The organism is Streptomyces sp. x-19 (genome assembly GCF_046549115.1).
Taxonomy (GTDB): domain Bacteria; phylum Actinomycetota; class Actinomycetes; order Streptomycetales; family Streptomycetaceae; genus Streptomyces; species Streptomyces albulus_C.
Window position 1 is genome coordinate 285,775 of the sequence record NZ_JAJPWK010000003.1, and the last position, 26,549, is coordinate 312,323.

At 73.1% G+C, this 26,549-nt stretch carries 24 protein-coding genes; 14 read left to right on the forward strand and 10 right to left on the reverse strand.

Annotation, left to right across the window (positions count from 1 at the left end):
- Nucleotides 1–33: 33 nt before the first annotated feature.
- Both ACLJT4_RS09955 and ACLJT4_RS09960 read left to right on the forward strand, forming a co-directional pair.
- Entirely contained in the window at nucleotides 34–516 is a 483-nt protein-coding gene (locus ACLJT4_RS09955; RefSeq protein WP_411121940.1) for a MarR family winged helix-turn-helix transcriptional regulator, read from the forward strand.
- A 36-nt stretch (nucleotides 517–552) separates the two neighbouring features.
- Nucleotides 553–3,501 (forward strand): FAD-binding and (Fe-S)-binding domain-containing protein, encoded by a 2,949-nt coding sequence (locus ACLJT4_RS09960; RefSeq protein WP_411122349.1) that lies wholly within the window; start codon nucleotides 553–555, stop codon nucleotides 3,499–3,501.
- Between the two features lie 42 nt (nucleotides 3,502–3,543).
- Here ACLJT4_RS09960 and ACLJT4_RS09965 read toward each other — a convergent pair whose 3' ends face one another.
- Nucleotides 3,544–4,899, reverse strand: a complete 1,356-nt coding sequence (locus ACLJT4_RS09965; RefSeq protein WP_411122350.1) for an alpha-amylase — start codon at nucleotides 4,897–4,899, stop codon at nucleotides 3,544–3,546.
- A 394-nt stretch (nucleotides 4,900–5,293) separates the two neighbouring features.
- Here ACLJT4_RS09965 and ACLJT4_RS09970 point away from each other — a divergent pair, with 394 nt between their 5' ends.
- Nucleotides 5,294–6,727: a Gfo/Idh/MocA family protein gene (locus tag ACLJT4_RS09970; protein ID WP_411121941.1), complete on the forward strand. Its 1,434-nt coding sequence runs from the start codon at nucleotides 5,294–5,296 to the stop codon at nucleotides 6,725–6,727.
- 67 nt (nucleotides 6,728–6,794) lie between these two features.
- Here ACLJT4_RS09970 and ACLJT4_RS09975 read toward each other — a convergent pair whose 3' ends face one another.
- Entirely contained in the window at nucleotides 6,795–8,174 is a 1,380-nt protein-coding gene (locus tag ACLJT4_RS09975) for a cation:dicarboxylate symporter family transporter (protein WP_411121942.1), read from the reverse strand.
- A gap of 183 nt (nucleotides 8,175–8,357) precedes the next feature.
- Entirely contained in the window at nucleotides 8,358–9,125 is a 768-nt protein-coding gene (locus tag ACLJT4_RS09980) for a hypothetical protein (protein ID WP_411121943.1), read from the reverse strand.
- 310 nt (nucleotides 9,126–9,435) lie between these two features.
- Between ACLJT4_RS09980 and ACLJT4_RS09985 the strand changes: the two genes are divergently transcribed.
- Nucleotides 9,436–11,262 carry an ABC transporter transmembrane domain-containing protein gene (locus ACLJT4_RS09985; protein WP_411121944.1) on the forward strand — a complete coding sequence of 609 codons (1,827 nt, stop codon included), beginning with the start codon at nucleotides 9,436–9,438 and terminating at the stop codon, nucleotides 11,260–11,262.
- Entirely contained in the window at nucleotides 11,259–13,043 is a 1,785-nt protein-coding gene (locus tag ACLJT4_RS09990) for an ABC transporter ATP-binding protein (RefSeq protein WP_411121945.1), read from the forward strand. Before ACLJT4_RS09985 ends, ACLJT4_RS09990 begins: the two co-directional genes overlap by 4 nt.
- A gap of 98 nt (nucleotides 13,044–13,141) precedes the next feature.
- Here the strand turns inward: ACLJT4_RS09990 and ACLJT4_RS09995 are convergent, their stop codons facing one another.
- A complete protein-coding gene (locus tag ACLJT4_RS09995) occupies nucleotides 13,142–13,933 on the reverse strand; it encodes a metal-dependent hydrolase (RefSeq protein WP_016572139.1) in 792 nt (263 codons plus the stop codon).
- A 280-nt stretch (nucleotides 13,934–14,213) separates the two neighbouring features.
- Here ACLJT4_RS09995 and ACLJT4_RS10000 point away from each other — a divergent pair, with 280 nt between their 5' ends.
- From ACLJT4_RS10000 to ACLJT4_RS10010, 3 genes are all read left to right on the forward strand, one after another.
- The gene (locus ACLJT4_RS10000) at nucleotides 14,214–16,727 is read left to right on the forward strand and encodes a DEAD/DEAH box helicase (RefSeq protein WP_411121946.1); all 2,514 of its coding nucleotides are present in this window, start codon (nucleotides 14,214–14,216) and stop codon (nucleotides 16,725–16,727) included.
- 52 nt (nucleotides 16,728–16,779) lie between these two features.
- On the forward strand, nucleotides 16,780–17,697 hold the full coding sequence (locus ACLJT4_RS10005; protein ID WP_411121947.1) for an acyl-CoA thioesterase: 918 nt from the start codon (nucleotides 16,780–16,782) through the stop codon (nucleotides 17,695–17,697).
- Nucleotides 17,698–18,083: 386 nt separating this feature from the next.
- Nucleotides 18,084–18,224 carry a hypothetical protein gene (locus ACLJT4_RS10010; protein ID WP_233656620.1) on the forward strand — a complete coding sequence of 47 codons (141 nt, stop codon included), beginning with the start codon at nucleotides 18,084–18,086 and terminating at the stop codon, nucleotides 18,222–18,224.
- A gap of 48 nt (nucleotides 18,225–18,272) precedes the next feature.
- On the opposite strand, the gene ACLJT4_RS10015 is transcribed toward ACLJT4_RS10010, so the two are convergent.
- A complete protein-coding gene (locus tag ACLJT4_RS10015; protein WP_411121948.1) occupies nucleotides 18,273–18,464 on the reverse strand; it encodes a hypothetical protein in 192 nt (63 codons plus the stop codon).
- 102 nt (nucleotides 18,465–18,566) lie between these two features.
- On the opposite strand from ACLJT4_RS10015, the gene ACLJT4_RS10020 reads away from it, so the two are divergent.
- Nucleotides 18,567–18,806 carry a hypothetical protein gene (locus ACLJT4_RS10020; RefSeq protein WP_275461749.1) on the forward strand — a complete coding sequence of 80 codons (240 nt, stop codon included), beginning with the start codon at nucleotides 18,567–18,569 and terminating at the stop codon, nucleotides 18,804–18,806.
- A 12-nt stretch (nucleotides 18,807–18,818) separates the two neighbouring features.
- Here the strand turns inward: ACLJT4_RS10020 and ACLJT4_RS10025 are convergent, their stop codons facing one another.
- Together ACLJT4_RS10025 and ACLJT4_RS10030 are read right to left on the reverse strand one after the other, a co-directional pair.
- Complete coding sequence (locus ACLJT4_RS10025; RefSeq protein WP_411121949.1) at nucleotides 18,819–19,694, reverse strand: DUF6397 family protein; 876 nt, start codon at nucleotides 19,692–19,694, stop codon at nucleotides 18,819–18,821.
- An 89-nt stretch (nucleotides 19,695–19,783) separates the two neighbouring features.
- The gene (locus ACLJT4_RS10030) at nucleotides 19,784–20,203 is read right to left on the reverse strand and encodes a roadblock/LC7 domain-containing protein (protein WP_016572146.1); all 420 of its coding nucleotides are present in this window, start codon (nucleotides 20,201–20,203) and stop codon (nucleotides 19,784–19,786) included.
- A gap of 165 nt (nucleotides 20,204–20,368) precedes the next feature.
- Here ACLJT4_RS10030 and ACLJT4_RS10035 point away from each other — a divergent pair, with 165 nt between their 5' ends.
- A complete protein-coding gene (locus tag ACLJT4_RS10035; RefSeq protein ID WP_411121950.1) occupies nucleotides 20,369–20,797 on the forward strand; it encodes a PPOX class F420-dependent oxidoreductase in 429 nt (142 codons plus the stop codon).
- A 62-nt stretch (nucleotides 20,798–20,859) separates the two neighbouring features.
- Here ACLJT4_RS10035 and ACLJT4_RS10040 read toward each other — a convergent pair whose 3' ends face one another.
- Nucleotides 20,860–21,474, reverse strand: a complete 615-nt coding sequence (locus ACLJT4_RS10040) for a GTP-binding protein (RefSeq protein ID WP_411121951.1) — start codon at nucleotides 21,472–21,474, stop codon at nucleotides 20,860–20,862.
- Nucleotides 21,475–21,781: 307 nt separating this feature from the next.
- Between ACLJT4_RS10040 and ACLJT4_RS10045 the strand changes: the two genes are divergently transcribed.
- A complete protein-coding gene (locus ACLJT4_RS10045; RefSeq protein WP_411121952.1) occupies nucleotides 21,782–23,275 on the forward strand; it encodes a purine-cytosine permease family protein in 1,494 nt (497 codons plus the stop codon).
- A complete protein-coding gene (locus ACLJT4_RS10050) occupies nucleotides 23,272–23,883 on the forward strand; it encodes a class I SAM-dependent methyltransferase (RefSeq protein ID WP_411121953.1) in 612 nt (203 codons plus the stop codon). The genes ACLJT4_RS10045 and ACLJT4_RS10050 overlap by 4 nt, the downstream gene beginning before the upstream one ends.
- Before the next feature lie 51 nt (nucleotides 23,884–23,934).
- Here the strand turns inward: ACLJT4_RS10050 and ACLJT4_RS10055 are convergent, their stop codons facing one another.
- Nucleotides 23,935–24,852: an oxygenase MpaB family protein gene (locus ACLJT4_RS10055; protein WP_411121954.1), complete on the reverse strand. Its 918-nt coding sequence runs from the start codon at nucleotides 24,850–24,852 to the stop codon at nucleotides 23,935–23,937.
- 92 nt (nucleotides 24,853–24,944) lie between these two features.
- On the opposite strand from ACLJT4_RS10055, the gene ACLJT4_RS10060 reads away from it, so the two are divergent.
- Entirely contained in the window at nucleotides 24,945–25,283 is a 339-nt protein-coding gene (locus ACLJT4_RS10060; protein WP_016572152.1) for a hypothetical protein, read from the forward strand.
- Between the two features lie 132 nt (nucleotides 25,284–25,415).
- Complete coding sequence (locus ACLJT4_RS10065) at nucleotides 25,416–26,213, forward strand: hypothetical protein (RefSeq protein ID WP_411121955.1); 798 nt, start codon at nucleotides 25,416–25,418, stop codon at nucleotides 26,211–26,213.
- A 54-nt stretch (nucleotides 26,214–26,267) separates the two neighbouring features.
- Here ACLJT4_RS10065 and ACLJT4_RS10070 read toward each other — a convergent pair whose 3' ends face one another.
- Complete coding sequence (locus ACLJT4_RS10070) at nucleotides 26,268–26,450, reverse strand: hypothetical protein (protein WP_411121956.1); 183 nt, start codon at nucleotides 26,448–26,450, stop codon at nucleotides 26,268–26,270.
- Nucleotides 26,451–26,549: the final 99 nt, after the last annotated feature.

The following is a 26,549-nucleotide window of genomic DNA, read 5'->3' on the forward strand; positions in this document are numbered from 1 at the left end:
CTCACAATGAATCTTGTCCTGTACCCTGTGGTCATGCCCTCCCCCGAGCCGTCGGCCAGCGCGAACGAGGCCAACGTCGCCGAACAACTGGTGCGACTCACCCGCCGGATGCAGCGCGCCCAGAAGCGCCACATGGCCCACCTGGACATCCCCTTCACCCCGGCCCAGTCCCGGCTGCTGCGGATCGTGGGCCACTGCCACGACGCCCCGCCCCGGATGGCCGACCTGGCCGAGCGGCTGGAGGTGGTGCCCCGGGCGGTGACCACGCTGGTGGACGCGCTGGAGTCGAACGGCGCCGTGCGCCGGGTGCCCGATCCGACCAACCGCCGGGTGGTGCGGATCGAGCTGACCGACACCGGCCGGTCCGCGCTGCGGGCGTTGCGCGGCGCCCGTCGGGCCGCCGCGGAGGAGATCCTGGCACCCCTGACCGCCGCCCAGCGCGAGCTGCTCGGCGGCCTGCTCGCCACCCTCGTCGACGGACCGGGGGAACCGCACCGCTCTGCCGCACCGGCCTGATCCGACGGGCCGTCGCGCAGCCAACCGGAGGTGACCGTGCCCCTGCTGGAGCCCACGCCCGAAGCCCTGCGGCCCCGCACCACCCACCCCGCGCCGGACCGGGTGCCCGAGCGGTTGGCGGCCGGCACCCCCGAGCCGCTGCGCGGCGACCTGCTCGCCCTGCTCGGCCCGGACAAGGTCCGGCACACCGTCTCCGACCTGGTGCGCTACGCCTCCGACGCCAGCCCCTACCGGTTCGTCCCGCAGGTCGTGGTCCTCGCCGAGACCGTCGAGGACGTCGCCGCGGTCTTCTCCTACGCCCGCGCGCACGGCCGGCACGTGGTGTTCCGGGCCGCCGGGACCTCCCTCAACGGCCAGGCGCAGGGCGAGGACGTCCTCGTCGACGTGCGTCGCCACTGGGCCGGCATCGAGGTGCTGGACGACGGCGCCCGGGCCCGCATCCGGCCCGGCACCACCGTGCTGCGGGCCAACGCCGCCCTCGCCCGGCACGGCCGGCTGCTGGGACCCGACCCGGCCAGCGCCGTCGCCTGCACGGTGGGCGGCGTGGTCGCCAACAACGCCTCCGGGATGACCGCCGGCACCACCCACAACTCCTACCGGACGCTGGAGTCGCTGACCTTCGTGCTGCCGTCCGGCACCGTCGTCGACACCGCCCGCCCGGACGCCGACGTCCGACTGGCCCGGTCCGAACCGGTGCTGTGCACCGAACTGCTGGCCCTGAAGGCGGAGATCGAGGCGGACCCGGACCTGGTCGCCCGGATCCGCGCCAAGTACGCGCTCAAGAACACCAACGGCTACCGCCTGGACGCCCTCCTCGACGGGCGGACCCCGGTGGAGATCCTGCGCGGGCTGATGGTCGGCTCCGAGGGGACGCTCGGCTTCCTCGCCGAGACGGTCTTCCGGACCGTGCCGCTGGACCGGCACACCTCCACCGCCCTGCTGTTCTTCCCCGGCCTCGCCGCCGCGGCCGCCGCCGTCCCGCGCTTCACCGAGGCCGGCGCGCGGGCCGTGGAACTCATGGACGGCAACACCCTGCGCGCCTCGGTCAGCGTGCCCGGCGTCCCCGCCGACTGGGCGGAGCTGCCCAAGGAGACCGCCGCCCTGCTGGTGGAGTTCCGGGCGCCCGACGAGGCGGCGCAGCGGGCCCACGAGGAGGCGGCGGCGCGGGTGCCGGCGGAGCTGACGCTCATCGCCCCCGTGCCGTCGGTCAGCAACGCCGTCACCCGGGACCCGGCCGTGATCGGCGGCTACTGGAAGGCCCGCAAGGCGTTCGTCACCGCCGTGGGCGGCTCCCGGCCGGCCGGCACGACCCTGATCACCGAGGACTTCGCGGTCCCGCCGGCCCGGCTCGCCGACGCCTGCACCGCGCTGCTGGAGCTCCAGGCCCGGCACGGCTTCGACGCGGCGGTCGCCGGCCACGCCGCCCACGGCAACCTGCACTTCCTGCTCGCCTTCGACGCCGCCGACCCCGAGGACGTCACCCGCTACGCCGCCTTCATGGACGACTTCTGCCGGCTGACCGTCGAGCGCTTCGACGGCTCGCTGAAGGCGGAGCACGCCACCGGCCGGAACATCGCACCGTTCCTGGAACTCGAATGGGGCCCGCGCGCCACGGAGTTGATGTGGCGGATCAAGGAGATCGTCGACCCCCGGGGCATCCTCGCCCCGCGGGTCCTGCTCGACCGCGACCCGCGGGCGCACCTGCGCGGCCTGAAGACCATCCCCCAGATCGAAGCGGTCGCCGATCCGTGCATCGAGTGCGGCTTCTGCGAACCGACCTGCCCCAGCGAGGACCTGACCACCACGCCCCGCCAACGCATCGTGCTGCGCCGCGAGATGCTGCGCCAGCCACCCCGCTCACCGGTCAACGACGCGCTGCTGGCCGCCTACGGCTACGAGGCGGTGGACACCTGCGCCGGCGACTCCACCTGCCAACTGGCCTGCCCGGTCGGTATCGACACCGGCGCGCTGATGAAGGACTTCCGGCACCGGCGGCACTCCCCGCGCGAGGAACGGATCGCCGAGCGGGCCGCCCGGCACTTCGCCGCCGTCGAGCGGGCGGCCCGGTTGGCGCTGGCCGTCGCGCCCCGGCTCGACGACCGGCTGCTGGCCCGGGCGACGGGCGCCGCCCGCAGGGCGATCCGGCCCGACCTGGTGCCGGAGTGGCTGCCGCAGATCCCCGGTCCGGCGGCCCGGCGACCGCCCGCGACCCGCCGGACCGGCGCGGCCGCCGTCTATTACCCGGCCTGCGTGAACCGCATCTTCGGCGCGCCCGCCGACCACCACGGGCCGTCCCTCTCCGAGGCGGTGGTGGCGCTGGCCCGCCGCGCCGACCGCCCGGTGTGGATCCCGTCGGACGTCGCCGGCACCTGCTGCGCCACCATCTGGCACTCCAAGGGCTACGAGCGGGGCAACCGGCGCATGGCCAACCGGATCGTCGAGGCGGCCTGGCGCTGGACCGCCGGCGGGCGGCTGCCGCTGATCGTGGACGCGTCGTCCTGCACGCTCGGCCTGGCCCGCGAGGTGGTGCCGTACCTGACCCCGTTCAACCGCTCGCTGCACGCCGCGCTCACGGTCGTCGACTCCGTCGTGTGGGCCGCGGACCTCCTCCCCCGCCTGGAGGTCCACCGCACCCTCGGCTCCGCCGTCCTCCACCCCACCTGCTCCATGCAGCACTTGGGGGACGAGGACCGGCTGCGGCGGGTCGCCGAGGCGTGCGCCCGCGAGGTGGTCGTCCCGGACGACGCGGGGTGCTGCGCCTTCGCCGGCGACCGCGGTCTGCTCCACCGGGAACTGACCGAGTCGGCCACCGCGAAGGAGGCCGCCGAGGTCACCGCCCGCCCCTTCGACGCCCACCTCTCGGCGAACCGCACCTGCGAGATCGGCATGGACCACGCCACCGGGGGTCGGGGCTACCGCTCGGCCCTCCTGGCGTTGGAATGGGCGACGCGCCCCGGCAACCCCTCGATTCCGTACGGCACGTGAGGCGGCGCGTCCGGCCGCCCGGCCCGTCGGGACGGGCGGCCGTCAGCGGGCGACGTGCAGGGCCACCGCGCCGTGGGCGGGCACGGTGAGCTGCGTCTGCCCGTCGCCCCCCACGGTCACCGTGTGCCCGTCGCACGCCGACGGGTCCGCGGCGACCACGTCGCAGTACGTCCCGGCCGGCAACGACGTGGTGAACGTCCGGTTCACCGCCCCGTCCCCGGCGTTGAGGGCGACGAACCCGGCGGAGCCGCGCCCGAAGGCGATCGCGTCGCCCCCGTTGTCCCACCAGTCGGTCAGCTCCGCCGACCCCACCGCGTTGCGGAAGCCGACCATGCCGGTGATCTCGCGCTTGGCGTGTTCGCCGGTCCAGGCGGAGCTGCCGGAGGCCGGCGGTCCGGCGTCCTTGTCGGTCCACTGGTAGCCGGAGTAGACGTTCGGGGAGCCGTAGGGCGAGGCGAGCATGAAGACGTTGGCGAGGGCGTAGGTCGCGCCGTCCTTGTAGGTCAGCGTGGAGCCGTTGCGCTCGGTGTCCCAGTTGTCGACGAACGTGCGGGCCCGGTCGCTGCCGAGCTTGCCGTCGGCGACGGACTTGAGCTGGGCGAGGTTGCGGCCCTGGAAGGCGCTCTTGAGGTGGGTGCCGTAGCGGAACTCGTCGACGTCGCCGGTGCCGGTGTACTCGTCGGGTTGGACCGCCTCGCCGGCGCCGTAGATGACCTCCTGCACCCAGTACCCCGGGTCCTTCATCTTGCCCTTGATGGCGGCGAGGTCGCTGGCGGCGATGTGCTTGGCGGCGTCGATCCGGAAGCCGTCCACGCCCAGCGACCGCAGGTCGTCGAGGTACCGGGCGATGGTGCTGCGGACGTAGTCGCTGCCGGTGTCGAGGTCGGCGAGCCCGACCAGTTCGCAGTTCTGGACGTCGTCGCGGTTGGTGTAGTCGGAGATGCTCCGGCGGCAGCCGTGGAAGTCCCAGTCCTGGTAGGTGCCGGGGTAGGTGTACTTGGTGTACTGGGTGCCGCCGGTGCCGGTGCCGGAGCCGGCGGCCATGTGGTTGACGACGGCGTCGGCGATGACCTTGACGCCGGCGGCGTGGCAGCTGCCGACCATCGCGGCGAACGCGGCGCGGTCGCCGAGCCGGCCGGCGATCTTGTAGCTGACCGGCTGGTACGAGGTCCACCACTGGTCGCCCTGGATGTGCTCGGAGGCGGGTGAGACCTCGACGTAGCCGTAGCCGGCCGGGCCCAGTTGGGCGGTGCAGGCCCGGGCGACGTCGGCGTACTTCCACTCGAAGAGGGTGGCGGTGACGGTCCGGTCGCCGGGCGGGGTGGCCTGTACGGGCCAGGGGGCGAGGGCGGTGAGGCCGACGGCGGCCAGCAGTCCGCCCAGCGCTCCGCCCCGCACCCGGGTGCGGCGCCGGTGGTGCGGCCGCCCCGTCGCTGCGTGGTCGCGGCTCCTTCGTCGTTGCACTGTTGCGGCTCCTTCGTCATGGGGCACGGGGACCGCGCCCACGAGAGCAGCCACGCGCCAGGCCGCCATGGGGGGATTCCGCTTCGGAGCCTGCCGTTTCGTGCGTGGACACGTCAAGGTCTTCGGCAAGGCTTTTCAGGCTCTTGCGAAAGACACCGGCACGGGCGGGCGGGGCACCACGTCCCGGTGGCACCCGAGGTGTACGAAGAGTCCAAGTACGCGCACCAAGAGTCCAATGGGCCCTCTTGTGCCCCAGGCCACCCAACCGTCAGGGTCCTCACCGAGGTTCACGACTGTCCCGCGTACGATCCGCTCCTTTGGAGGACCGATGCACGAGGCAACACCGCAGAACCACGAGCCCAACGAGTCCGGGCCCAGCCGCCGTTCGGTGCTGTGGACCGCCGGCGCGGCCGGCGCCGGACTCGGACTCACCGGTCTGGGCACCTCACCGGCGGCCGCGGCCGCACCCCAGGCACCCGCGACGGGCACGGAGCCCGCCGCGGCCCCCGAGCGGCGCGGCAAGACCATGATCGGGGTGCCCTTCGAGCCGCGCAGCACGGTCCGCGTCGGCATCATCGGCCTCGGCAACCGGGGCGGCAGCATGATCGACCTGTTCCTGGCCATGCCGGACGTGCGGGTCGTCGCGCTCTGCGACCCGGTGAAGGACAAGGTCGCCAAGGCCGCGGCGAAGGTCACCAAGGCCGGCCAGCCCGCACCCGCCGTCTACACCAACGGCGACCACGACTTCGCGAACCTCTGCAAGCGCACCGACGTCGACTTCGTCTACGCGGCGACGCCCTGGGACTGGCACTTCGAGATGGCGAAGACCGCCATGCTCAACGGTAAGCACGTCGGCACCGAATGCCCCCTGGCGCTGCGCCTGGACCAGCTGTGGGAGTTGGTGGACCTCTCCGAACGGACCCGCAGACACTGCCTCCAGTTGGAGAACTGCTGCTACGGCAGAAACGAGATGCGGGTGCTGCGGATGGCGCACGCCGGCCTCTTCGGCGAACTGCTGCACGGCGCCGGGGCGTACGTCCACGACCTGCGCGGCCTGATGTTCGACCCGACGTACTACGAGGGGCCCTGGCGCCGACTGTGGCACACCCGGCTGCGCGGCGACCTCTACCCGAACCACGGCTTCGGCCCGGTCGCCAACTACATGGACGTCAACCGCGGGGACCGGGTGGTGCGGATCTCCAGCTTCGGCACGCCGGCGCTGGGGCTGGCCGCCTACCGCAAGCAGCACATGCCCGCCGGCGACCCCAGTTGGAAGGAGTCGTACGTCGAGAGCGACCGCACGATCAGCCTGGTGCAGACCGCCAAGGGCCGGGTGATCCGGCTGGAGCACGACGTCTCCACCCCGCACCCGTACAGCCGGATCAACAGCCTCGGCGGGACCAAGGGGCTCTTCGAGGACTATCCCGAGCGGATCTACCTGGAGCCGGACCAGAGCAACGACGAATGGGGCGACTTCGGGAAGTACGCCCAGTGGGACCACTGGTTGTGGAAGGAGCACGCCAACCCGCCCGGCGGCCACGGCGGCATGGACTACATGTTGGTCTTCCGACTCACCCAGTGCCTGCGGCTGGGCCTGGTACCGGACTTCGACGTGTACGACGCGGCCACCTGGTCCGCCCCGCTGCCGCTGAGCGACCGCTCGATCAAGGCGCAGGGCGCACCGCAGGAGATCCCGGACTTCACCCGGGGGCTGTGGCGGAAGGCCCGTCCGGGGATGGATTCGGACAGGCCCGCTCAGTAGCCGGGGCGCGCCCCTGAGGCGCCGTCCGGGGCCCGGTGGCAGGCCGTCCGCCACCGGGCCCCGCGGCTCACTTCTCGCCGGGCGCGACGGGCGTGCCGTCCGCCTCCGCCGCCTCCGCGGGGGCGGTGGCCGCCGGCGGCTGCTGCGGCCCGGCCGGGACCGCGCCGGCCAGCACCTGCGTGGCCGTCACCCGGTCCAGTGCGCCCTCCCAGCGGGACACCACGAACACCGCGACGCAGTTGCCCAGCAGGTTGGTCGCCACCCGCATGGAGTCCATGATCCGGTCGACACCGAGCAGCAGGGCGACCGCCGCGGCCGGAATGACGCCCAGCGCGGAGGCGGTCGCCGACAGCGCCAGGAACGCCGAACCGGGCACGCCCGCCATGCCCTTGCTGGTCAGCATCAGCACCAGGACCACGGTGATCTGCTGGCCGAGCGAGAGGTGCACGCCGATGGCCTGGGCGATGAAGAGCGTCCCGATGGACAGGTAGATGGACGCGCCGTCGAGGTTGAAGGAGTAACCGGTGGGCAGCACCAGGCCGACCGCGTCGTCCCGGCAGCCGGCGGCCCGCAGCTTCTGCATCATCCGCGGCATCACCGTCTCGCTGGAGCCGGTGCCCAGCGCCAGCAGCAGTTCCTCCCGGGTGTAGCGGACGAACTTCCAGAGGCTGAGCCCGGTGACGGCCTTGAGGGCGAGCCCCAGCAGCACGAGGAAGACCAGGGCGACCCCATAGCAGACCGCGATCAACTTGCCGTAGGTCGACATGGCGCCCAGCCCGTACTGGCCGACGAGGTGGGCGGTGGCGCCGAAGACCGCGAGCGGGGCGAGCTTCATGAGGTAGCCGACGATGGTGAAGACCACGTCCTGCACCTGCTCGATCAGCGGCAGCAGTTGGGGCACGCGCTGCTGGCCGAGGTGCAGCAGCGCCGCGCCCACCAGGCAGGCCAGCACCAGGACCTGGAGCAGGGAGTTCTCGGCGAACGCGCCGACCGCGCTGTTCGGCAGCGCCTCCAGGATGAACTGGCCCGCGGAGGGCAGTTTCCCGCCACCGGTCGTGGCGTCCACCGCGCCCTTGTCGAGGGAGGCCGGATCGACGTGCATCCCGGCTCCGGGGCTGAAGACGTTGCCCGCCAGCAGGCCCACGACCAGGGCAACACTGGTCGCGACCTCGAACCAGATCAGGGCCTTGACGCCGATCCGACCGAAGGACCTGAGGTCACCGGCCTTGGTGATGCCGGCGACGACGACGCAGAAGACGAGCGGGGCGATGACCGCCTTGATGAGGCGGACGAAGCCGTCGCCCAACGGTTGGAGCGAACTGCCCGCCTGCGGCCAGAGGCGTCCGACCAGGACACCGAGCAACAGGGCGAGCAGCACCTGGACGAACAGGCTTTTGCGCAGCAGGCGCCCGGCGCGGCGGGCGAGACTTCCGGTGGCGTGCGGCACGGGCACTCCTCCATGGACGGATTCTGGGATACGGAAGAGGATTTCCGCGGTCCGTCACTATGGCCGGTAGACGTTCCTCCCGAAAGAGGCGGTGCAACTTCCGTAAGAATCTTGGAGCTTGATCCAAGGAGGCACCTCGCCCCCGTCCCGCCCCCGCTCACGGATCGCCCGCCGCCCCCGGTTTCAGCCGGCGAGGTGCGCCCGGTCCCCCATCACCACGACCGGGTGCCGCGCCGGGTCGAGTGCGCGCAACAGCGTCGCCATCGCGGACTTGGCCACGCTCACGCAGGCCGACGTCCCGGTCCCGTGGTCCAGGTGGAGCCACACACCGCCGCCCTTGGACCGCCCCTGGGGGCGGGTGGGGTCCAGCGGGGACGTCCCCGGCACCCGGTTGTAGTCGATCGCCACCACGTAGTCGAAGTCGTGCCGGGTGTTCTTCGACCAGTACGAGGGCGGGGTGAAGGCCGCCGAGTGCGTGTAGGGCAGCCGGGCCCCCGGATCGGGGAGCACCCCACCGGCGTCGGTCAGCCGGAAGACTCCGATCGGGCTGCGCTGGTCGTCCTCGTGGTGGTCCGCCGTCCAGCCGCGCCGGCCGTTGTGCGCCGGCCAACTCCCCTTGCTCTCCCAGCCGGCGGCACCCTTCTCGTACAGCACCACCGTCGCGTCCGGGGAGTTCACCCCGGCGCCGTACACCGCGACGACCTGCCGGGAGTCGGCCGGGATCCGGGACCGCAGGGCACCGCCCACCCCGGGGACGGCGTCGAGGTGGGTGGCCGCCGACGCCCCACCGGGCGGTCCGCCGGGGTGCTTGCGCGCGCCGGCCCCGTCCCCCTTGGCGCCGCCGTCACCACCGTCCATGCCCGACGCGCCGCCCGCACCGCAGCCCGCCAGAAGGACCGTCACCGCCGCGGCCACCGCCGCCGCCCGCACCGCACCACCCGTTGTTCGCATGACGTCCATGCTCCCACCGCGCCCTGACGGTCCCTCGCCCCGGCCCTGCGATGTGCTAGGCACGGAAGGTGCGTCGGCTTGACCGGCTTTCTGCGGAAAAACCGTTTGAAGCCGGGCCGGCCGGCGCGCGAACCTTCCGTGTGCCTCCGCTCGCGCCGAGGCCGTCACCGAGGGGCGCGAGGGCACTCCGGCCTGCCCGGGCGGCGTGCCACCTCCCCCCCCCGCCCCCGCCAACGACCCGCCCGCCCCTCCTGCGGCCCGCCCGGCGCGCGGCCCACCCCCCACCTCCCGCGACAACTCCTTGGACATCATGCGCATTCGCGACCTCCCCCATCCCGACCCCGGCGTCCCGGACGTCCGTACGGGCGGCCGATTCCTCCTGTGGCTGTGCCGGCAACAGCTCGGCGGACAGGCCCAGTCCCTGTGCTGGGGGCTGCTGCACATGGGCGCGATGGCCTCGTTCCCCCTGCCGGTGGGCCTGGCCGTGCAGGCCGCGGTGGACGGCCACGGCACCCGGCTGATGCTGGCGGGCGGCCTGTTGATGCTGCTCGGCGCGCTGGTCGCGGTCAGCGACATCATGTTGCACCGGTCGGCCGTGGCCAACTGGATCGTCACGGTGGCCCGGATGCAGCAGCTGCTCTCCCGCAAGACCGCGGAACTCGGCGGGGCGATGACCCGACGGGTGGCGGCCGGTGAGGTCGTCGCCGTCAGCACCGGCGACCTGGAACGCATCGGCTGGTTCGTCGAGACGCTGTCGCGGTTCGGCGCGGCCCTGGTGGCGTCGGTCGGCGTCTGCCTGGCCCTCGTCGTCTACCAACCGCAGCTCGGCTTCGTGGTGGCCCTCGGCACGCCCCTGTTGGCGCTGGCCGTCCTGCCGCTGCTGCCGCCGGCCACCCGACGGGCGGACGACCAGCGCGAGAAGGCCGGCCGCGCCACCGAACTCGCCTCCGACACCGTCGCCGGCCTGCGGGTGCTGCGCGGCATCGGCGGCGAGGACCTCTTCCTCGGCCGCTACCGCAGCGCCTCCCAGGAGGTCCGCCGGGCCGCCGTGCGCAGTGCCCGCATGTGGTCGCTGATCTCCGCGGTGCAGGTCGCGCTGCCGGGCCTGCTGCTGATCGCGGTGGTCTGGGACGGCGTCCGGCTCGCGCTCGCCGGCCGGATCACCGTCGGCGAACTGGTCACCCTCTACGGTGCGGTGGCCTTCCTGCTCTACCCGCTGCGCCACTTCGAAGAGATCACGATGGCCTGGTCCTTCTCCCTGCCGTCGGCGGGACGCACGGCACGCGTCCTGGCGCTGAGCCGCCCGACGTGCGGGCGCCTGCCCGACCCGCGACCGCCGGCCGGTGACCTGCACGACCCCATGAGCGGCCTGACCGCGCGGGCCGGCCGGCTGACCGCGGTGGTGTGCGGCGACCCGGACGCGGCGGGCCTGCTCGCCGAGCGCCTCGGCGGCCACCCGCCGGACGGCACCCCGCCCGGCAGCCCGCCCGCGGCCCCGGACCGACCGCTCTCCGTCGTCCTCGGCAACACCCCGCTGGACGACCTGCCGCGTGACACCGCCCGCAGGGCCGTCCTCGTCCAGGACAAGGACCCGGTCCTGCTCTCCGGCACGCTCGGGGAACTCCTCGACGTCCCCTCCTCCGGTCGGGTGACCGAGACCGAGGCCCTCGACGCCGCCCAATGCACCGACGTGCTGGCCGCGTTGGCCCGGGCGTCCGCCGACGACTCCGACGACCCCCTGCACACCCACATCACCGAACGCGGCCGGTCCCTCTCCGGCGGCCAACGCCAGCGGCTGGCCCTGGCCCGGTCGCTGGTCGCCGACCCCGAGGTGCTGGTCCTGGACGAACCGACCAGCGCCGTCGACGCCCACACCGAGGCCCGGGTCGCCGACGGCCTGCGGGACGTCCGAGCGGGCCGCACCACCGTGGTGCTCACCGCCAGTCCGCTGCTCCTGGACCGCGCCGACCAGGTGGTGTTCCTCCAGGAGGGCAAGGTCGCCGGCGAGGCCCCGCACCGCGAACTGCTGAACACCCACCCCGAGTACCGCGCCGTCGTCACCCGCGAACCGGACGCCGTCCGCGGCACGCCGGAAGGCCGCACCGCCCCCCACCGCACCCCCGAGGAGACCGCATGATCGGCCTGGCCCCGCCGGAGCACGATCCCCACCCGGTCCGCACCACCGCCACCCTGCCGGTGGGCTCGCCGGCCACGGTGCGCGCCTACGTGGCCGAGCTGTTCCGCCGGCACCGCCGGGACTTCACCGTCCTGATCACCGTCAACGCCGTCGCGGTGATCGCCTCGATGGTCGGGCCCTACCTCCTCGGCGGGCTGGTCGAGGACCTCTCGGCGGGCCACGGCGGAAGCATCCAACTCGGCCGCACCCTGGGCCTGTTCGCCCTCGCCCTGGTCGTGCAGACGGTCTTCGTCCGCATGGTCCGGCTGCGCGGCGCGATGCTCGGCGAACGGATGCTGGCGGACCTTCGGGAGGACTTCCTGGTCAGGTCGGTGGCCCTGCCGCCCGGCGTCCTGGAACGGGCCGGCACCGGCGACCTGCTGTCGAGGATCACCACCGACATCGACCGGCTCGCCGAGGCCATGCGGGAGGCCGTGCCGCAGCTCTCGATCGGCGTGGTCTGGGCCGGCCTGCTGATCGGCGGGCTCACCGTCACCGCACCGCCGCTCGCGCTGTCCGTGCTGCTCGCCCTGCCGGTGCTGCTGGTCGGCTGCCGCTGGTACTTCAAGCGCGCGCCGGCCGCCTACCGCTCCGAGGCCGCCGGCTACGCCGCGGTCTCCGCGGTCCTCACCGAGTCCGTGGACGCCGGCCGCACCATCGAGGCGCACCGCCTGGGCGCCCGCCGGATCACCCTGTCCGAGCACCGGATCCGCACCTGGACCCAGTGGGAGCGGTACACCCTCTTCCTGCGCTCGGTGCTCTTCCCGGTCATCAACGTCACGCACGTACTGGTGCTCGGCGCGGTCGTCGTGCTCGGCGGGGTGTTCGTGCTGCACGGCTGGCTCACCCCGGGGCAGCTGACGACCGGCGCGCTGCTGGCCCAGATGCTCACCGAACCGGTCAACCTCGTCCTGCGCTGGTACGACGAGCTCCAGGTGGCCCAGGTGTCGCTCGCCCGGCTCGTCGGCGTGCGCGAGATCGAACCGGAGCCCGCCGACGCCTCGGTGGTGCCGGGCGGCCGGGACGTGCGCGCGCAGGACGTCAGCTTCGGCTACCGCGCCGGCGTCGACGTCCTGCGCCAGGTCTCGCTGAACGTCCGCCCCGGCAGCCGGGTGGCGCTGGTCGGCCCGTCCGGCGCCGGGAAGTCCACCCTGGGCCGGCTGCTGGCCGGCATCTACGGACCGCGGTCCGGCTCGGTCTCGCTCGGCGGCGCCGAACTCTCCGCGATGCCCGCCGAACGCGTCCGGGAGCACGTCGCCCTGGTCAACCAGGAGCACCACGTCTTCGTCGGCACACTGCGGGACAACCTGCTCCTGGCCCGTACGGACGCGGCCGACGCCGAACTCTGGGCGGCGCTGGGCGCGGTGGACGCGGACGACTGGGCCCGGGCCCTGCCCGGCGGTCTGGACACCGAGGTCGGCTCCGGCGGCACGGCCCTGTCCCCGGCCCAGGCCCAACAGACCGCGCTGGCGCGGCTGGTGCTGGCCGATCCGCACACCCTGGTGCTGGACGAGGCGACGTCGCTCCTGGACCCGCGCGCCGCGCGCCACTTGGAACGGTCGCTGGGCAAGGTCCTGGACGGGCGGACGGTCGTCGCGATCGCCCACCGGCTGCACACCGCCCACGACGCCGACGTCATCGCGGTCGTCGAGGACGGCCGGATCAGCGAACTGGGCAGCCACCGGGAACTGGTCTCGGCCGGCGGCGCCTACGCGGCCCTGTGGCGGTCGTGGCACGGCTGAACCGCCGCGGAACGCACGGTGGCGCCCCGCTCTCGTCAGCGGGGCGCCACCGGTGATCTGGGGGCGGGCCGGGCGGCGGCCCGGTCCGCCCGCACGGATCAGATGTAGCCCAGCGCCCCCAGCGCCCCGATGCCGCCCAGCAGCATGAACGCCGGCATCAGCACCTTCAGCTCCACCCAGCTGCCGGCCCGGAACCGCATCGGCTTGGGGGTGCCCAGCGCGTACCAGCGCTTCCGGCCGATCGGGATGGGCCACAGTATCGGGCAGCCCGAGACGGTCAGGGCGTCGCCGATGTCGTGCACCAGCGCCCCCAGCATGATCGGCAGCCCCAGCCAGAGGTACTCCTGCCCCGGCTCGCCGAAGAGCCAGTTCGCGCCGTTGCCCGGCTGGTCCATGGTCTGGGCCAGGATCCAGGCCGACGCGGCGCCGAGCAGCCACACCAGCACGTCGCTGGAGACCCGGGCCGCCCGCCACAGCAACCCCTCGATGGCGAGCACCATGTGCACGAAGAGGATGCCGAGCACCGCCCAGCGCCCGCCCTCCATCGCCAGCAGCGACATGCCGCCACCGACCAGCACCGCCCACAGCCAGGTGTGGGTCAGCGTCCGGTGCCCGCCCGAGCGGTGCGAGTCGCCACGCATCTTGGTCGCCTTGTAGGCGGCGTGCGAGAGCGCGTCGACCACCTCGCACAGCCACCGCGACAGCGGCCCGAAGGCGCGCGAGATGGTGGCGGCCTTGTGGTCGAGGTCGGGTGCCAGCGCGGCCCCGGCGCAGATCAGCGCACCGCTGACCAGTACCGGCCAGGGCATCGGGGAGCCGGCGCCGTAGGCCGCCGCCCCCACCCCCAGCCAGGCCGCGGCTCCCGACAGCGAGTGCGCCGGTCCCATCATTGTTGTTCCCCACCCCTTGTTCTGCGCGTCTGACGCCCGGTCGGCGACTCAGCGTAGCGTCAGATGATCTCCACGCGGGCAGCGGGTGGAGCGGGTGCCAGCACCTCGGCCCGGCGCGGGACACGCCGGGAACGCTCCGCGCACGGCCGCTCGCCCCGTGCGCCCGGGCCGGCTTGCGAGGGCGCGGGCCGGGCCCCCGCGGTGCCCGTTGGTCTCCAGTTGATCTCCATCCGGAGCACCGGTTCTCGGATCCGGGCCGAAGGCAGGCAGTATGGGGGGCGTGACCCTCATCGATCAGCTGCCGAACAACGCCGACCCCGACGCCCTCTTCGAAGCCTTTTCGAGCTGGGCCGAACAGCAGGGCATCACGCTCTACCCTGCCCAGGAGGAGGCGCTGATCGAAGTGGTCTCGGGGGCGAACGTCGTCCTGTCCACCCCCACCGGCTCCGGCAAGAGCCTGGTGGCGGCCGGCGCGCACTTCACCGCACTCGCCAATGACCAGGTCACCTTCTACACCGCGCCCATCAAGGCGCTGGTCTCGGAGAAGTTCTTCGACCTGTGCAAGCTGTTCGGCACCGAGAACGTCGGCATGCTCACCGGCGACGCGTCGGTCAACTCCGACGCCCCGGTGATCTGCTGCACCGCCGAGGTGCTCGCCTCCATCGCGCTGCGTGACGGCCGGCACGCCGACATCGGCCAGGTCGTGATGGACGAGTTCCACTTCTACGCCGAGCCGGACCGCGGCTGGGCCTGGCAGATCCCGCTGCTGGAGCTGCCGCAGGCACAGTTCGTCCTGATGTCGGCGACGCTCGGCGACATGTCGCGCTTCGAGGAGGACCTGACCCGGCGCACCGGGCGGCCCACCTCGGTGGTGCGCTCCGCGACCCGGCCGGTGCCGCTGTCGTACGAGTACCGCACCACGGCGCTGACCGAGACGCTGACCGAGCTGCTGGAGACCCGCCAGTCGCCGGTCTACATCGTGCACTTCACCCAGGCCGCCGCCGTGGAGCGGGCGCAGGCGCTGATGAGCATCAACATGTGCACCCGCGCCGAGAAGGACGAGATCGCCAAGCTGATCGGGAACTTCCGGTTCACCACGAAGTTCGGGCGCAACCTCTCCCGGTACGTCCGGCACGGCATCGGCGTCCACCACGCCGGCATGCTGCCGAAGTACCGCCGGCTGGTGGAGAAGCTGGCCCAGGCGGGCCTGCTGAAGGTGATCTGCGGCACCGACACGCTCGGCGTGGGCGTCAACGTCCCCATCCGCACCGTGCTGTTCACGGCCCTCACGAAGTACGACGGGCAGCGGGTGCGGACACTGCGGGCGCGGGAGTTCCACCAGATCGCGGGCCGCGCCGGGCGGGCCGGCTTCGACACCGCAGGCTTCGTGGTCGCCCAGGCCCCGGAACACGTCGTGGAGAACGAGAAGGCGCTGGCGAAGGCCGGCGACGATCCGAAGAAGCGCCGCAAGGTGGTCCGCAAGAAGGCGCCGGAGGGCTTCGTCAACTGGGGCGAGAACACCTTCGAGAAGCTGATCGCCTCCGACCCCGAGCCGCTGACCTCCCGTTTCCGGGTGACGCACACCATGCTGCTGTCGGTGATCGCCCGGCCGGGCAACGCCTTCGAGGCGATGCGCCGGCTGCTGGAGGACAACCACGAGCCGCGCCGGAACCAGCTGCGGCACATCCGACGGGCCATCGCGATCTACCGCTCCCTCGTGGACGGCGGCATCGTCGAGCGGCTCCCGGAGCCGGACGCGGAGGGCCGGATCGTCCGACTCACCGTCGACCTCCAACAGGACTTCGCGCTCAACCAGCCGCTGTCGACGTTCGCCCTGGCCGCGTTCGACCTGCTCGACCCCGAGTCGCCGTCGTACGCGCTGGACATGGTCTCGGTGGTGGAGTCGACGCTGGACGACCCCCGGCAGATCCTGGCCGCCCAGCAGAACAAGGCGCGCGGCGAGGCGGTCGCCCAGATGAAGGCGGACGGCGTCGAGTACGAGGAGCGCATGGAGCGCCTCATGGACGTCGAGTACCCCAAGCCGCTGGACGAGCTGCTGTCGCACGCCTACAACCTCTACCGCAAGAGCCACCCGTGGGTCGGCGACCACCCGCTGTCGCCGAAGTCGGTCATCCGCGACATGTACGAACGGGCCATGACCTTCACGGAGTTCACCTCCTTCTACGAGCTGGCGCGCACCGAGGGCATCGTGCTGCGCTACCTGGCCAGCGCGTACAAGGCACTGGACCACACCGTGCCGGACGACCTGAAGTCGGAGGACTTCCAGGACATCGTCGCCTGGCTCGGCGAGATGGTCCGCCAGGTCGACTCCAGTCTGCTGGACGAGTGGGAGCAGCTGGCCAACCCCGCGGAGGAGACCGCGGAGGAGGCGGCCGAACGCGCCGATCAGGTGCGGCCGGTCACCGCCAACGCACGGGCCTTCCGGGTGCTGGTCCGCAACGCGATGTTCCGTCGGGTGGAGCTGGCGGCCCTGGACAACGTCGAGGAACTCGGCGAACTGGACGCCGACTCCGGCTGGGACGCCGACGCCTGGGGCGACGCGATGGACGCGTACTGGGACGAGTACGACGAGCTGGGCACCGGCCCGGACGCGCGCGGGCCGAAGCTCCTCCAGATCGAGGAGGACAGCGCGCACGGGCTGTGGAAGGTGCGGCAGACTTTCGCCGACCCGAACGGCGACCACGACTGGGGCATCTCGGCCGAGGTCGACCTGGCCGCCTCCGACGAGGAGGGGCGCGCCGTGGTCCGGGTCACCGATGTGGGACAGCTGTGAGGCGGCGGCGTCGACCGAGGTCGCCGGAGGAGACGACGGAGGGCCACCGGTCATGACGAATCCGGCCGAGAAGCTGGTCGATCTGCTGGACCTGGAACAGATCGAGGTGAACATCTTCCGCGGCCGGAGCCCGCAGGAGAGCCTGCAGCGGGTCTTCGGCGGGCAGGTCGCCGGCCAGGCGCTGGTGGCCGCCGGCCGGACCACGGAAGGGGACCGGCCGGTCCACTCGCTGCACGCGTACTTCCTCCGGCCGGGCCGGCCGGGGGTGCCGATCGTGTACCAGGTCGAGCGGGTCCGCGACGGGCGGTCCTTCACCACCCGTCGCGTCGTCGCCGTCCAACAGGGCCGCACGATCTTCAATCTGACCGCCTCCTTCCACAAGCCGGAACCCGGCTTCGAACACCAACTGCCGATGCGCCGGGCCGTGCCCGACCCGGAAGAACTGCCGAACGTCGCGGAAGAGGTCCGCACGCACCTGGGCGGTCTGCCCGAGGCGCTGGAGCGGATGGCCCGCCGGCAGCCGTTCGACATCCGCTACGTCGACCGACTGCGCTGGACACCGGAGGAGATCGAGGGCGCGGATGCGCGCAGCGCCGTCTGGATGCGCGCCGTCGGACCGCTCGGCGACGATCCGCTGGTGCACACCTGCGCGTTGACCTACGCCAGCGACATGACGTTGTTGGATGCCGTCCGCATCCCGATCGAACCCCTGTGGGGCCCGCGTGGCTTCGACATGGCCTCCCTCGATCACGCGATGTGGTTCCACCGCCCCTTCCGGGCGGACGAGTGGTTCCTCTACGACCAGGAGTCCCCCGTCGCCACCGGCGGCCGGGGCCTGGCCCGCGGCCGCATCTACGACCGCGCCGGGCGCCTGTTGGTCTCGGTCGTACAGGAGGGCCTGTTGCGCCCCTACGGCCCGCGCCACATGGACGGTTCCGGAGAAGCGACCGCTCCGGAGAGGACCTCGTAGCAGGCCGGCCCGGCTCGGCCGCCGGCCGCGGGCGCCCGCCCGGTCGTCCCGGCGGCCGCCCAGGAACCGGCTCCGCCGCCACGATCCTGGCCGACGAGCACGGTGGCCGCTCCGGAGCTGGCGGGTACCGCGGTGGACGCGACCCCTTCGAGCCGTTCGGACCTCGCCGGTCAACGCCGCCGCGCTGGCCGGCGGGCCCTGAGGCGCTCCCCGGCAAGCGCCGGGGCGAGCCGACGACGAGGCCCGGCACGCACAGCGTGCCTCGCGCTCCGTATCTGCCCTGAGGACCGCCGCAGGCACCAATGGACCAACACATCGAGTGCGCCCTCGCCGCCGCTGCAATCGTGAAGGTGCAAGGTCTCTCCCAAGAGCAAGAGGAGCACATCATGCGGATACGCATCGTCATCGCTGCCGTCGCCCTGGCTGCCGCCGCGGTACTGGCCGGCGCCGCCACGGCCAGCGCGGACGACACCGACTCGCCCTTCAGCAACGCCGACTTCAGCGTCGGGAACGTCTACAGCAACTGACCGTCAGCAGACGACGTCGCCTGACGGCGCGCGACGTGGGCGCCGGTCCTACGCCGCGCGCCGCTGGGTGCCCGCCTCCGCTTCCCCGGCGGCGGCCACCGGCCGGCCGATCACCCCGCGCATGCCCGCCGGCTCCCGGCCGAACACCGCCCGCAGCTGAACGAGGCTCTGGCACACCTCCGACCCGTGCCACCCGGGGACCGGCTTCCCCTTCTCCGGACGGACACGGAGAACGACCATCGCACCGCTCTCCGGAACCGACCGCCCAGCGACCCTCTTCCACGCGCTCGGCGACGGACAGGGGCGTACCCGGCGGCCGCGGCACCCCCGTACGCTCGCCTCATGGACTTCACCCTCACCGCAGCGGAGGAGACCGTCGTCCGCCACGTCGCCCGCCGCCTCGGAGCCGGTATGCCGGCCACGGATGACGAAGTGGCGGATGCGTTGGGCGACGAGGCCCGACCGTTGCTGCAATCCCTGCTGGACAAGGGCTGGCTCGTCGTCGGCGAGGACCGGGCCCTGGTCCTGTCGACGATCGCGCGCGCCGTGCTGTCGGACCACGGGAGCACCGGAGAAGCCTGAGGGTGAGGACGGCTAAGCCTGCCGGGAGAGGCTGCGCGGCCGTGGCAGCCAGGAGGGGCTGTTCCGCAGGTCGGAAGGGCGGTCGGTCCGCCCGGCGGGCGCCGGGCGGACCCGCCCTGGATCCTCGCGGCGGGCGGACTCCAGAGCGCGGGAGAGATTGACGCGGTACCACAGGACCTCGTCGAACTCCTCTGCCGCCAGGACCCGTTCGTAGGACTCGCGGGCCGCTGGCGTCGCCGTGGTCACGGAGGCGAGCGTCGGCCGGAGGCGGCGCAGCAGGGCACGCTCCAGCGGGTCCTCGGCGACCGAGGCCCGTTCCTCCGGCGGGAGGACGGCGGCGATCACCGCGGCCGCTTCCCAGGGATCGTCGGTCCGCCCCAACAGCTGGGCGACCCGGCGGCTGCGCCACTGGCGGCCCCGCCAGTCCTGCCCGTTGGTGAGCATCACCCGCATCGCGGCGGGGGTGTTGCCCTGCAACAGCTCCGGCTCGCGGTCGGCGAAGTCGGAGATCTCCGAGGCGAGGTAGAGCCAGACCACCGCGCCGAAGCGGTTCACGTAGAAGCGGACGGGGCTCACGCAGCCGGCGCGGGTGAGCCGCAGGGCCCGGCCCGGGCCGATGCCCAGCAGGGCGGCCGCCTCATTGGTGGTGACGGTGCGGAGTCGGGCGCGGAGCGCCTCGGGGAAGTCCGGTTCGGCCCGGAGCCGGACGATCTCCTCCGCCGGCACCCGGAGCCGGCCGGGCGGTCCGCTGCTTCCCGGCCGACCCGCGGTCCCGGCCGGGACCGTACGGACCTCCCCGAGCTGGGTGGCGAGTTCGCACTCGCCGGTCCGCAGCTCCAGCTCCTGCGCGGCGCGCGCCGTCGAGAGCGTCTGTCGTCCGTCGTGCATCACTGTCATCATCATGGTGCTTCCCCCTGCGACTCGATCGCCGTCGATCACTGACGGTTACGACCATAGCCGCGGGCGGTGACCACGCGTCAAAGCTGCTGTCGAGCCTGTGGATAACTCTCCGGCCGGCGGGCCGCGACGCCCAGGTGCTCGCCGACGCGGTTGACCAACAGCGTCATCTCGTACGCGATCTGGCCCATGTCGGAGTCGGCGCCGGCGAGCACGCACAGGCAGCTGCCGTCCCCCGCCGCCGTCACGAACAGCATCCCGTCGTCGAACTCCACCATGGTCTGGCGCACCCGCCCGACGCCGAAGTGGAGGCCCGACCCCTTCGCGAGGCTGTGCAGCCCGGAGGCGACCGCCGCGAGGTGTTCGGCGTCCTCCCGCTCCAGCGCCTGGCTCGCGCCGGTCACCAACCCGTCGTTGGACAGCACCAAGGCGTGCCGCACCTGCTCCACCCGCTTGGTCAGGTCGTCCAGCAGCCAGTCGAGTCCGCTGCTCAGTGCCATGCCCGTTCCTCCCCGTATCCCCGTCCGCAGTGTGGCCGGACGGTAGTTCGCAGCCTGTTGGCGAGCCGCCGTGCCAGCCTGTCCCACCTCCGCCGTCTCGGCAAGCGGCTCCGCACCCCGGCGTGCCACCCGCCTCCGGTTCGTGCCGGCGGCGAGGATGGCGGCATGGCACACACAATGACGAAGGACGAGCGGCTCGCGTTCCTCTCCGCGGGTACGCGAACCGGAAAATTGTCGACCGTGCGGGCCGACGGCAGTCCGCACGTCGCCCCGGTGTGGTTCCTCATGGACGGCGACGACCTGGTGTTCAACACCGGCAGGGACACCGTCAAGGGCCGCAATCTCGCCCGTGACGGCAGGGTGGCGCTGTGCGTGGACGACGAACGGCCGCCGTTCTCGTTCGTCGTCGTGCAGGGCACGGCGGCGCTGAGCGAGGAGTTGTCCGACGTCCGGCACTGGGCGACCCGGATCGCGGCCCGCTACATGGGCGAGGACCGTGCCGAGGAGTACGGCGCCCGCAACGGCGTGCCCGGGGAGCTACTGGTGCGGGTCCGGATCGACCGGGCCGTCGCGGTCGCCGCGCTCGCGGACTGAGCGGCGGGCGCCGCCGGTGCGCCGGTCGCGTGCCGCGCCGTCCGCTCCCCCGCCCCGGCCCGTCAACCCACCGACCCCAGTTGCCGGGTGGTGTGCCTCCGCCCGGCGTGTTCGACCAGCCGGACCAGCACCTCCTTGCCCGAGTCGCGGTCCCGGGCGTCACAGAGGACGACGGGCGTGCCGCGGTCCAGGTCCAGGGCGCGGGAGACCTCGTCGGCCCCGTAGGACCCGGCCTCCGGGAAGCAGTTGACCGCCACCACGAACGGCAGGGCGCGGCGCTCGAAGTAGTCGACGGCCGGAAAGCAGTCCGGCAGCCGTCGGGTATCGGCCAGCACCACGGCCCCCAGGGCGCCCTCCGAGAGGTCGTCCCAAAGGAACCAGAAGCGGTCCTGTCCCGGGGTGCCGAAGAGGTAGAGGGAGAGGCCCTCCCTGATGGTGATGCGACCGAAGTCCATCGCCACCGTGGTGGTGGTCTTGTCCGCCACCGCCCCCGTGTCGTCGACCGCGTGGCCCACCTCGCTGAGGCGCTCCTCGGTGCGCAGCGGACGGATCTCGCTGACGGCGCCCACCAGGGTCGTCTTGCCGACCCCGAAACCGCCCGCGACTAAGATCTTCAGGGCCACATCGGGGGCGGGGCGGGGGACTATGTCCTCCGGGGTCCCTTGTACGGCGTTCATCGGCCGTCTCCTCCAGGGTGCGAGGTCCCGCACGGCGCGGGTGTGTGGATCCAGGGCACAACGATGGGGCCGGCGGCGGCACCGGGTGCCGTCCGGAAATCCATGGCGAGGACCGTACCCTCCGCTGATCGGGATTTCCTCGCATTCGACAAAGCCGCCACGGGATCGGCGATCGAGGTGCTTTCCGGACGGTGGCGCGCCCGTGCCCTGCTGCCGCATCCGGTGCCGTCCGGCCGTCCGGTGCGCCATCTCCCGCTTCCCCGTACGTGCCTGCCCGCGCCCGCCGGCCATGGGGGATCATGTGCCCATGACGCAGCAGCAGGCACCGCGGTCGCCGGAGCGGCCCGCCGCGTCCGTGGCGGCGCGTCCGTCGGCCGCCACCGTCGAACGCAACGGCCTCGATCCGGTGCCGGAGGCCGAGCGGCACGGCACGCCCCGCTCCCTGTTCTGGCCGTGGGCCGCCTCCGGGCTGTCGCTGCTGTCCGTCGCCTACGGGATCTACGTCATGGGGATCGGCCTCAACGCCTGGCAGGCGGTGGTCACCGGGACCGTCGGCTACGTGCTGTCGTTCGTCCTGGTCGGCCTGGTCTCGGTGGCCGGGACACGGACCGGGGCGCCCACGATGGCCATCGGGCGGACCGTGTTCGGGCGTCAGGGCAACAAGCTTCCCACGCTGTTCAGTTACGTCTCCAACGTCGGTTGGGAGACCGTGCTGGTGGCGCTCTCCTCCCTGGGCGGCGCGGTGATCCTGGCCCGCGTCTCGCCGGCGGCCTTCGCCCGGGCCGACGGGCGGACGCCGACCACCGGGGCGCAGGCGCTGTGCTTCTCGGTGACCGCCGTCGCGGTGGTGGTCGTGGGCGTCTACGGGCACGCGTTGATCATGAGGGTGCAGAAGTACCTGACCGCCGCCATCACCGTGATGACCGCGGCCTATCTGGTGTTGATGGCCGGCCGGATCCACCCGTCCGCCCTGTTGGCGGGCCGGCCGGGCGGTCTGGGCACGGCCGTCGGGGGCGTGCTCTTCGCGATGACCCTCCTGGGTCTCGGGTGGGTCAACTGCGGTGCGGACTACAGCCGTTACCTGCCCCGCGGCAGCAGTGGTCGGGCGATCACCGGCTGGACGACGCTGGGCGGGGTGCTCGCCCCGGTGGTGTTGCTGGTCTTCGGGGTCATGCTGAACGCCGGCGACCCGGAGCTGGCCGCCGCGGCCGCCGCCGACCCCGTGGGCGCGCTCGCGGCGGCGCTGCCGACCTGGTTCCTGGTGCCGTACCTGCTCACCGCCATCGGGGGGTTCGCGTCCGGGGCGATCATGGACATCTACAGCTCGGGGATGTCGCTGCTGGCCCTGGGCGTGCCGGTCCGCCGGCACCTCGCGGTGCTGGTGGACGGGGTGTTGATGGCCGTCGGCGGCTGGTACGTGCTGTTCGTCTCGCCGAGTTTCTTCGCCACGTTCCAGGCGTTCCTGTCCGTCGTCGGGGTGGCGATGGCCGCCTGGACGGCGGTGTTCCTGGTGGAGCGGTGGCGGACGGGCCGCCCTGGTGCCGGGCCGGCCGCCGCGCCCGGCGTCAGGTGGCCCGCGGTGCTCGCACTCGCCGTCGCCACCGTCGTCGGACTCGGCCTGGTGACCTCCGCCGATCCGCACCTCGCCCGGGCCGTGGGCTTCCTGCTCACCGATGCCGCCGCTCATGGCACGCTCGGAGCCATGAACCTCGGGGTGGTGGCCGCCCTGCTCGTCGCGGGCGCCCTGTACGCCGTCACCGCTCCGCTGGCCCGTCCCACCGCACCCGAAGGAGACCGATGACCGGCCCCCAGACCAGCCGTCCGCACGACGTCCGCGCGTTCTTCGGCGCCCGTGCCGCCGGCTGGGACGCCAAGTTCCCCGACGACGGGCCCGCTTACGCCGGCGGGGTGGCCGCCCTGGGGCTGCAGGAGGGCCAGCGGGTGCTGGACGCCGGCTGCGGCACCGGACGCGCCCTGACGGCGCTCAGAACGGCCGTGGGACCCGACGGGACGGTGCTGGGCGCCGACCTCACCCCGGAGATGCTGGCGGCCGCCGTGCGGGCCGGGCGCGACGCCTGCGCGGGCCTGTTGCTCGCCGACGTGACCCGGCTGCCGCTCCCGCCCGCCGCACTGGACGCCGTGTTCGCCGCCGGGTTGGTCTCGCATCTCGCCGACTCCGCGGCCGGACTGGCCGAACTGGCCAGGGTGGTCCGCCCCGGTGGCCGGCTCGCGCTCTTCCACCCCGTAGGGCGGGCGGCCCTCGCGGCACGCAAGGGGCATCCGCTCACCCCTGACGACCTGCGGGCCGAGCCCAACCTGCGTCCCCTCCTGGCCGACAGCGGCTGGGACCTCGTGCGGTACGTCGACGAGGACGACCGCTATCTGGCGTTGGCGGTCCGCCAGGGGTGAGGGGCCGGCACACCCGGTGCGCCGGTGGCGCCGTCGGCGGGCCGCCCCGCCTCAGGACGCCGCCGGGTCCCCCTGGGCGGGCGCGTCGCCGTCCGACGGGTGGACGGGGCAGCCGCCCGCCCGCCGGGACGCGGGGAAGGTCCCGAGCTCGGCGACCCGGTAGCCGTTCGGGTAGCACTTGATCTCCGGGTTCTGCCGGGCGAAGTGGGGGGCGCGGCGCGGCGGGAGCAGCCGCACGGCCTTGGCGCGCAGCTTCAGGGCCGTGTGCACCGCCGTCCGCACGGCGGGCCGGGGCCGGTCGTAGCGGAAGGCGTCCAGCAGCGCGTCGTCCAGGAGGGCCAGGCTCGCGCCGCGCACCACCGGGGCGAGCGGGCCGTACCAACCGGCCATCAGGTCCAGGGAGGCGTCGGCCACCCGGCGGGCACCGGGGTCCCAGGCGAAGTGCTCCGCCTCGTAGGCGTCGAGGCGTTCGGTGAACTCCTGGTGGGTCTGCGGGATGTCGCCGATGCCCAGGTGGCGGCCGAGGGTGCGGTAGTACGCGGCGATGGCGCGCTTCTCGTGCTCGCTCAGCCGCCGCCAGCCGTACCGTTCGATCCAGCGGATCGGCACCACCACGAAGGTGCACAGGACGTAGCGCATGTCGTCGTTGCTGATGTCGTAGCTGCGGTGCATCTGGTTGATGCGGCGGATCGCGGTCCGCCCGTCGGTGGCGTCGAAGCCGTGCTCCACGACGGTGTCCAGGAGCAGGGCGGTGTCGTCGTAGCGCTTCTGCGCGCGGTCCGTCAGTTCGGCGGTCTCGGCGAGCAGCCGCCCGATGCTCGGCACCGCGTAGGTGCGGTAGAGCGCGAGTTCCAGCGCGCGGGTGACGTCCCAGGGGAATTCGTGTGCGGCGGTGATCTGGTAGATCCGCGCGAAGTCGCGCTCCGGATCGAGCCGTCGGATCTCCGTCAACCAGTCGTAGCGCCGCACCTGTTGTCCGTCCCTTCGCTCCGCCGAAGTTCCCACACTACGGGCCGCGGGCACACTCCTACGACGGTGAAGGACGAGGGCCGGGGGGCCAGATGACCGGATTCATGCGCGACTTGGCCGGGGTGCTGCACCCCGGCAGACGCACCGACGACAGACCTGCCGGCGGCCGGCGTCGGACGGTGTTCCACCGCGGCGCGCGGCCGGCGCCGCCGCGTCCGCACAACCTCTTCGAGGCGGCGGCGTGCTACGTGGCGGCGGACGTCGAGGACGACGAGGAGCGCAGCGCGCAGGCGGCGGAGTGGGTGTCGCCGGAGGCGCTGGCCTTCGGCGTCCACGAGCTCGCCTGCCGGGCGGTGCTCGCCCTGGCGCGGGAGCGGGCGCAGTCACCGCGGGAGGTCGCCCATGACCTCCTGGGGTTGCCGTTGCCCTGACGGGTCGTGGTCCGGTGGGCCGGCGACGCCCCGTGGCGGCGCATCGTCGCAGCGTACGGCTGGTGACAAGGTCGTACCCGGCCAATTAAGGTGCGCGGCGAAAGTGCGGACCGCAATGCGAGGAGGCCGGGCGTGCCGACGACCGAGAACGCCGACGGGGAGCAGTTGAGCGACCAACTGTTCATCTTGACGGCGGTGCTGCTGACGCCCGCGCAGTTCCCGAGCGTGCTCGGCGACGACTATCCCGAGGTGTGTGCGGGGCTCGGTCTCGAACCCTATGCCGAGGGCTACGGGCTGGTCCTCGGCCAGGACGGCACGGGGGCGCGCTGGACCGTGGTCACCGAGGACGTGTCCCTGGTGGCCTGTGCGATCGCGTCCTGGGACTGCGGCATGGAGTACGACCTGTCGCCCGGTGAGGACGGCATCGTCGTGGCGCTGCCCGGGTGGCCGCTGGCCCTGGCGGTGTCGACACCCGGGGTGCCGCAGCCGCACGACCCCGGGCCGCAGGAGAGCGACCGGACGCCGCTGGCGCCGCCGGACGCGACGGACTGGGGCCCCGCCCAGCGCCGGCTGGGCGCGGACGAGATAGCGCTCCAGTGGGCGACGTGGCGGAGCCAGGTCGAGGACGAGGAGATCACCTTCGCGGAGCCCGGCGAGGAACGGCATCAGGGCGTGCGACGGGTGTTGGCGCAGGCCCGCGGCTATCTCGCCGACCCGCCGCCGCCCGGCCGGGTCCGGTCGTCGTTCGCCGCCGGCGAGGCCCGCACGCTGCGGGTCGACGGGCCGGGGTGGAGCATGGTGGCGCGCACCGACGACATCGCGTTCGTCCTGTTGGACGACGAGCCCGGGCAGGTGCATCCGGTGGGGCGGGGCCCGGAACTTCCGGCGCTGCTGGCGTCGTTGGACGGCCTGGCGCCCCGCCCCGCCTGACGGCCGGGCCGGCCGGGCCGCTCCAGGGGGCGGGCGCCGGCCGGGGCCGCCGGCTCAGCGGCCGAGCTGGTTGCGGCTGGCGCGGCGCAGCCGGCGCCGCTGGGAGGGGTCGAGCGTCAGGTACGCGACGGCCGGGATTCCGACCATCACCAAGACGGCCGCCCAGAAGGGCAGCAGCCACAGCAGGAGCACTCCCACCGCGACGCCGCCGATCGCGACCTTCGCCTGTGTGGACATCCTTCACGCCCTTTCCGCGGCGCGCGCCGCTCTGTCGTATCCCATTGAACGCCGGTTCGGCGTCGGAGGTTCCCTGACGGGCCGGAGCGTGCTGTACCC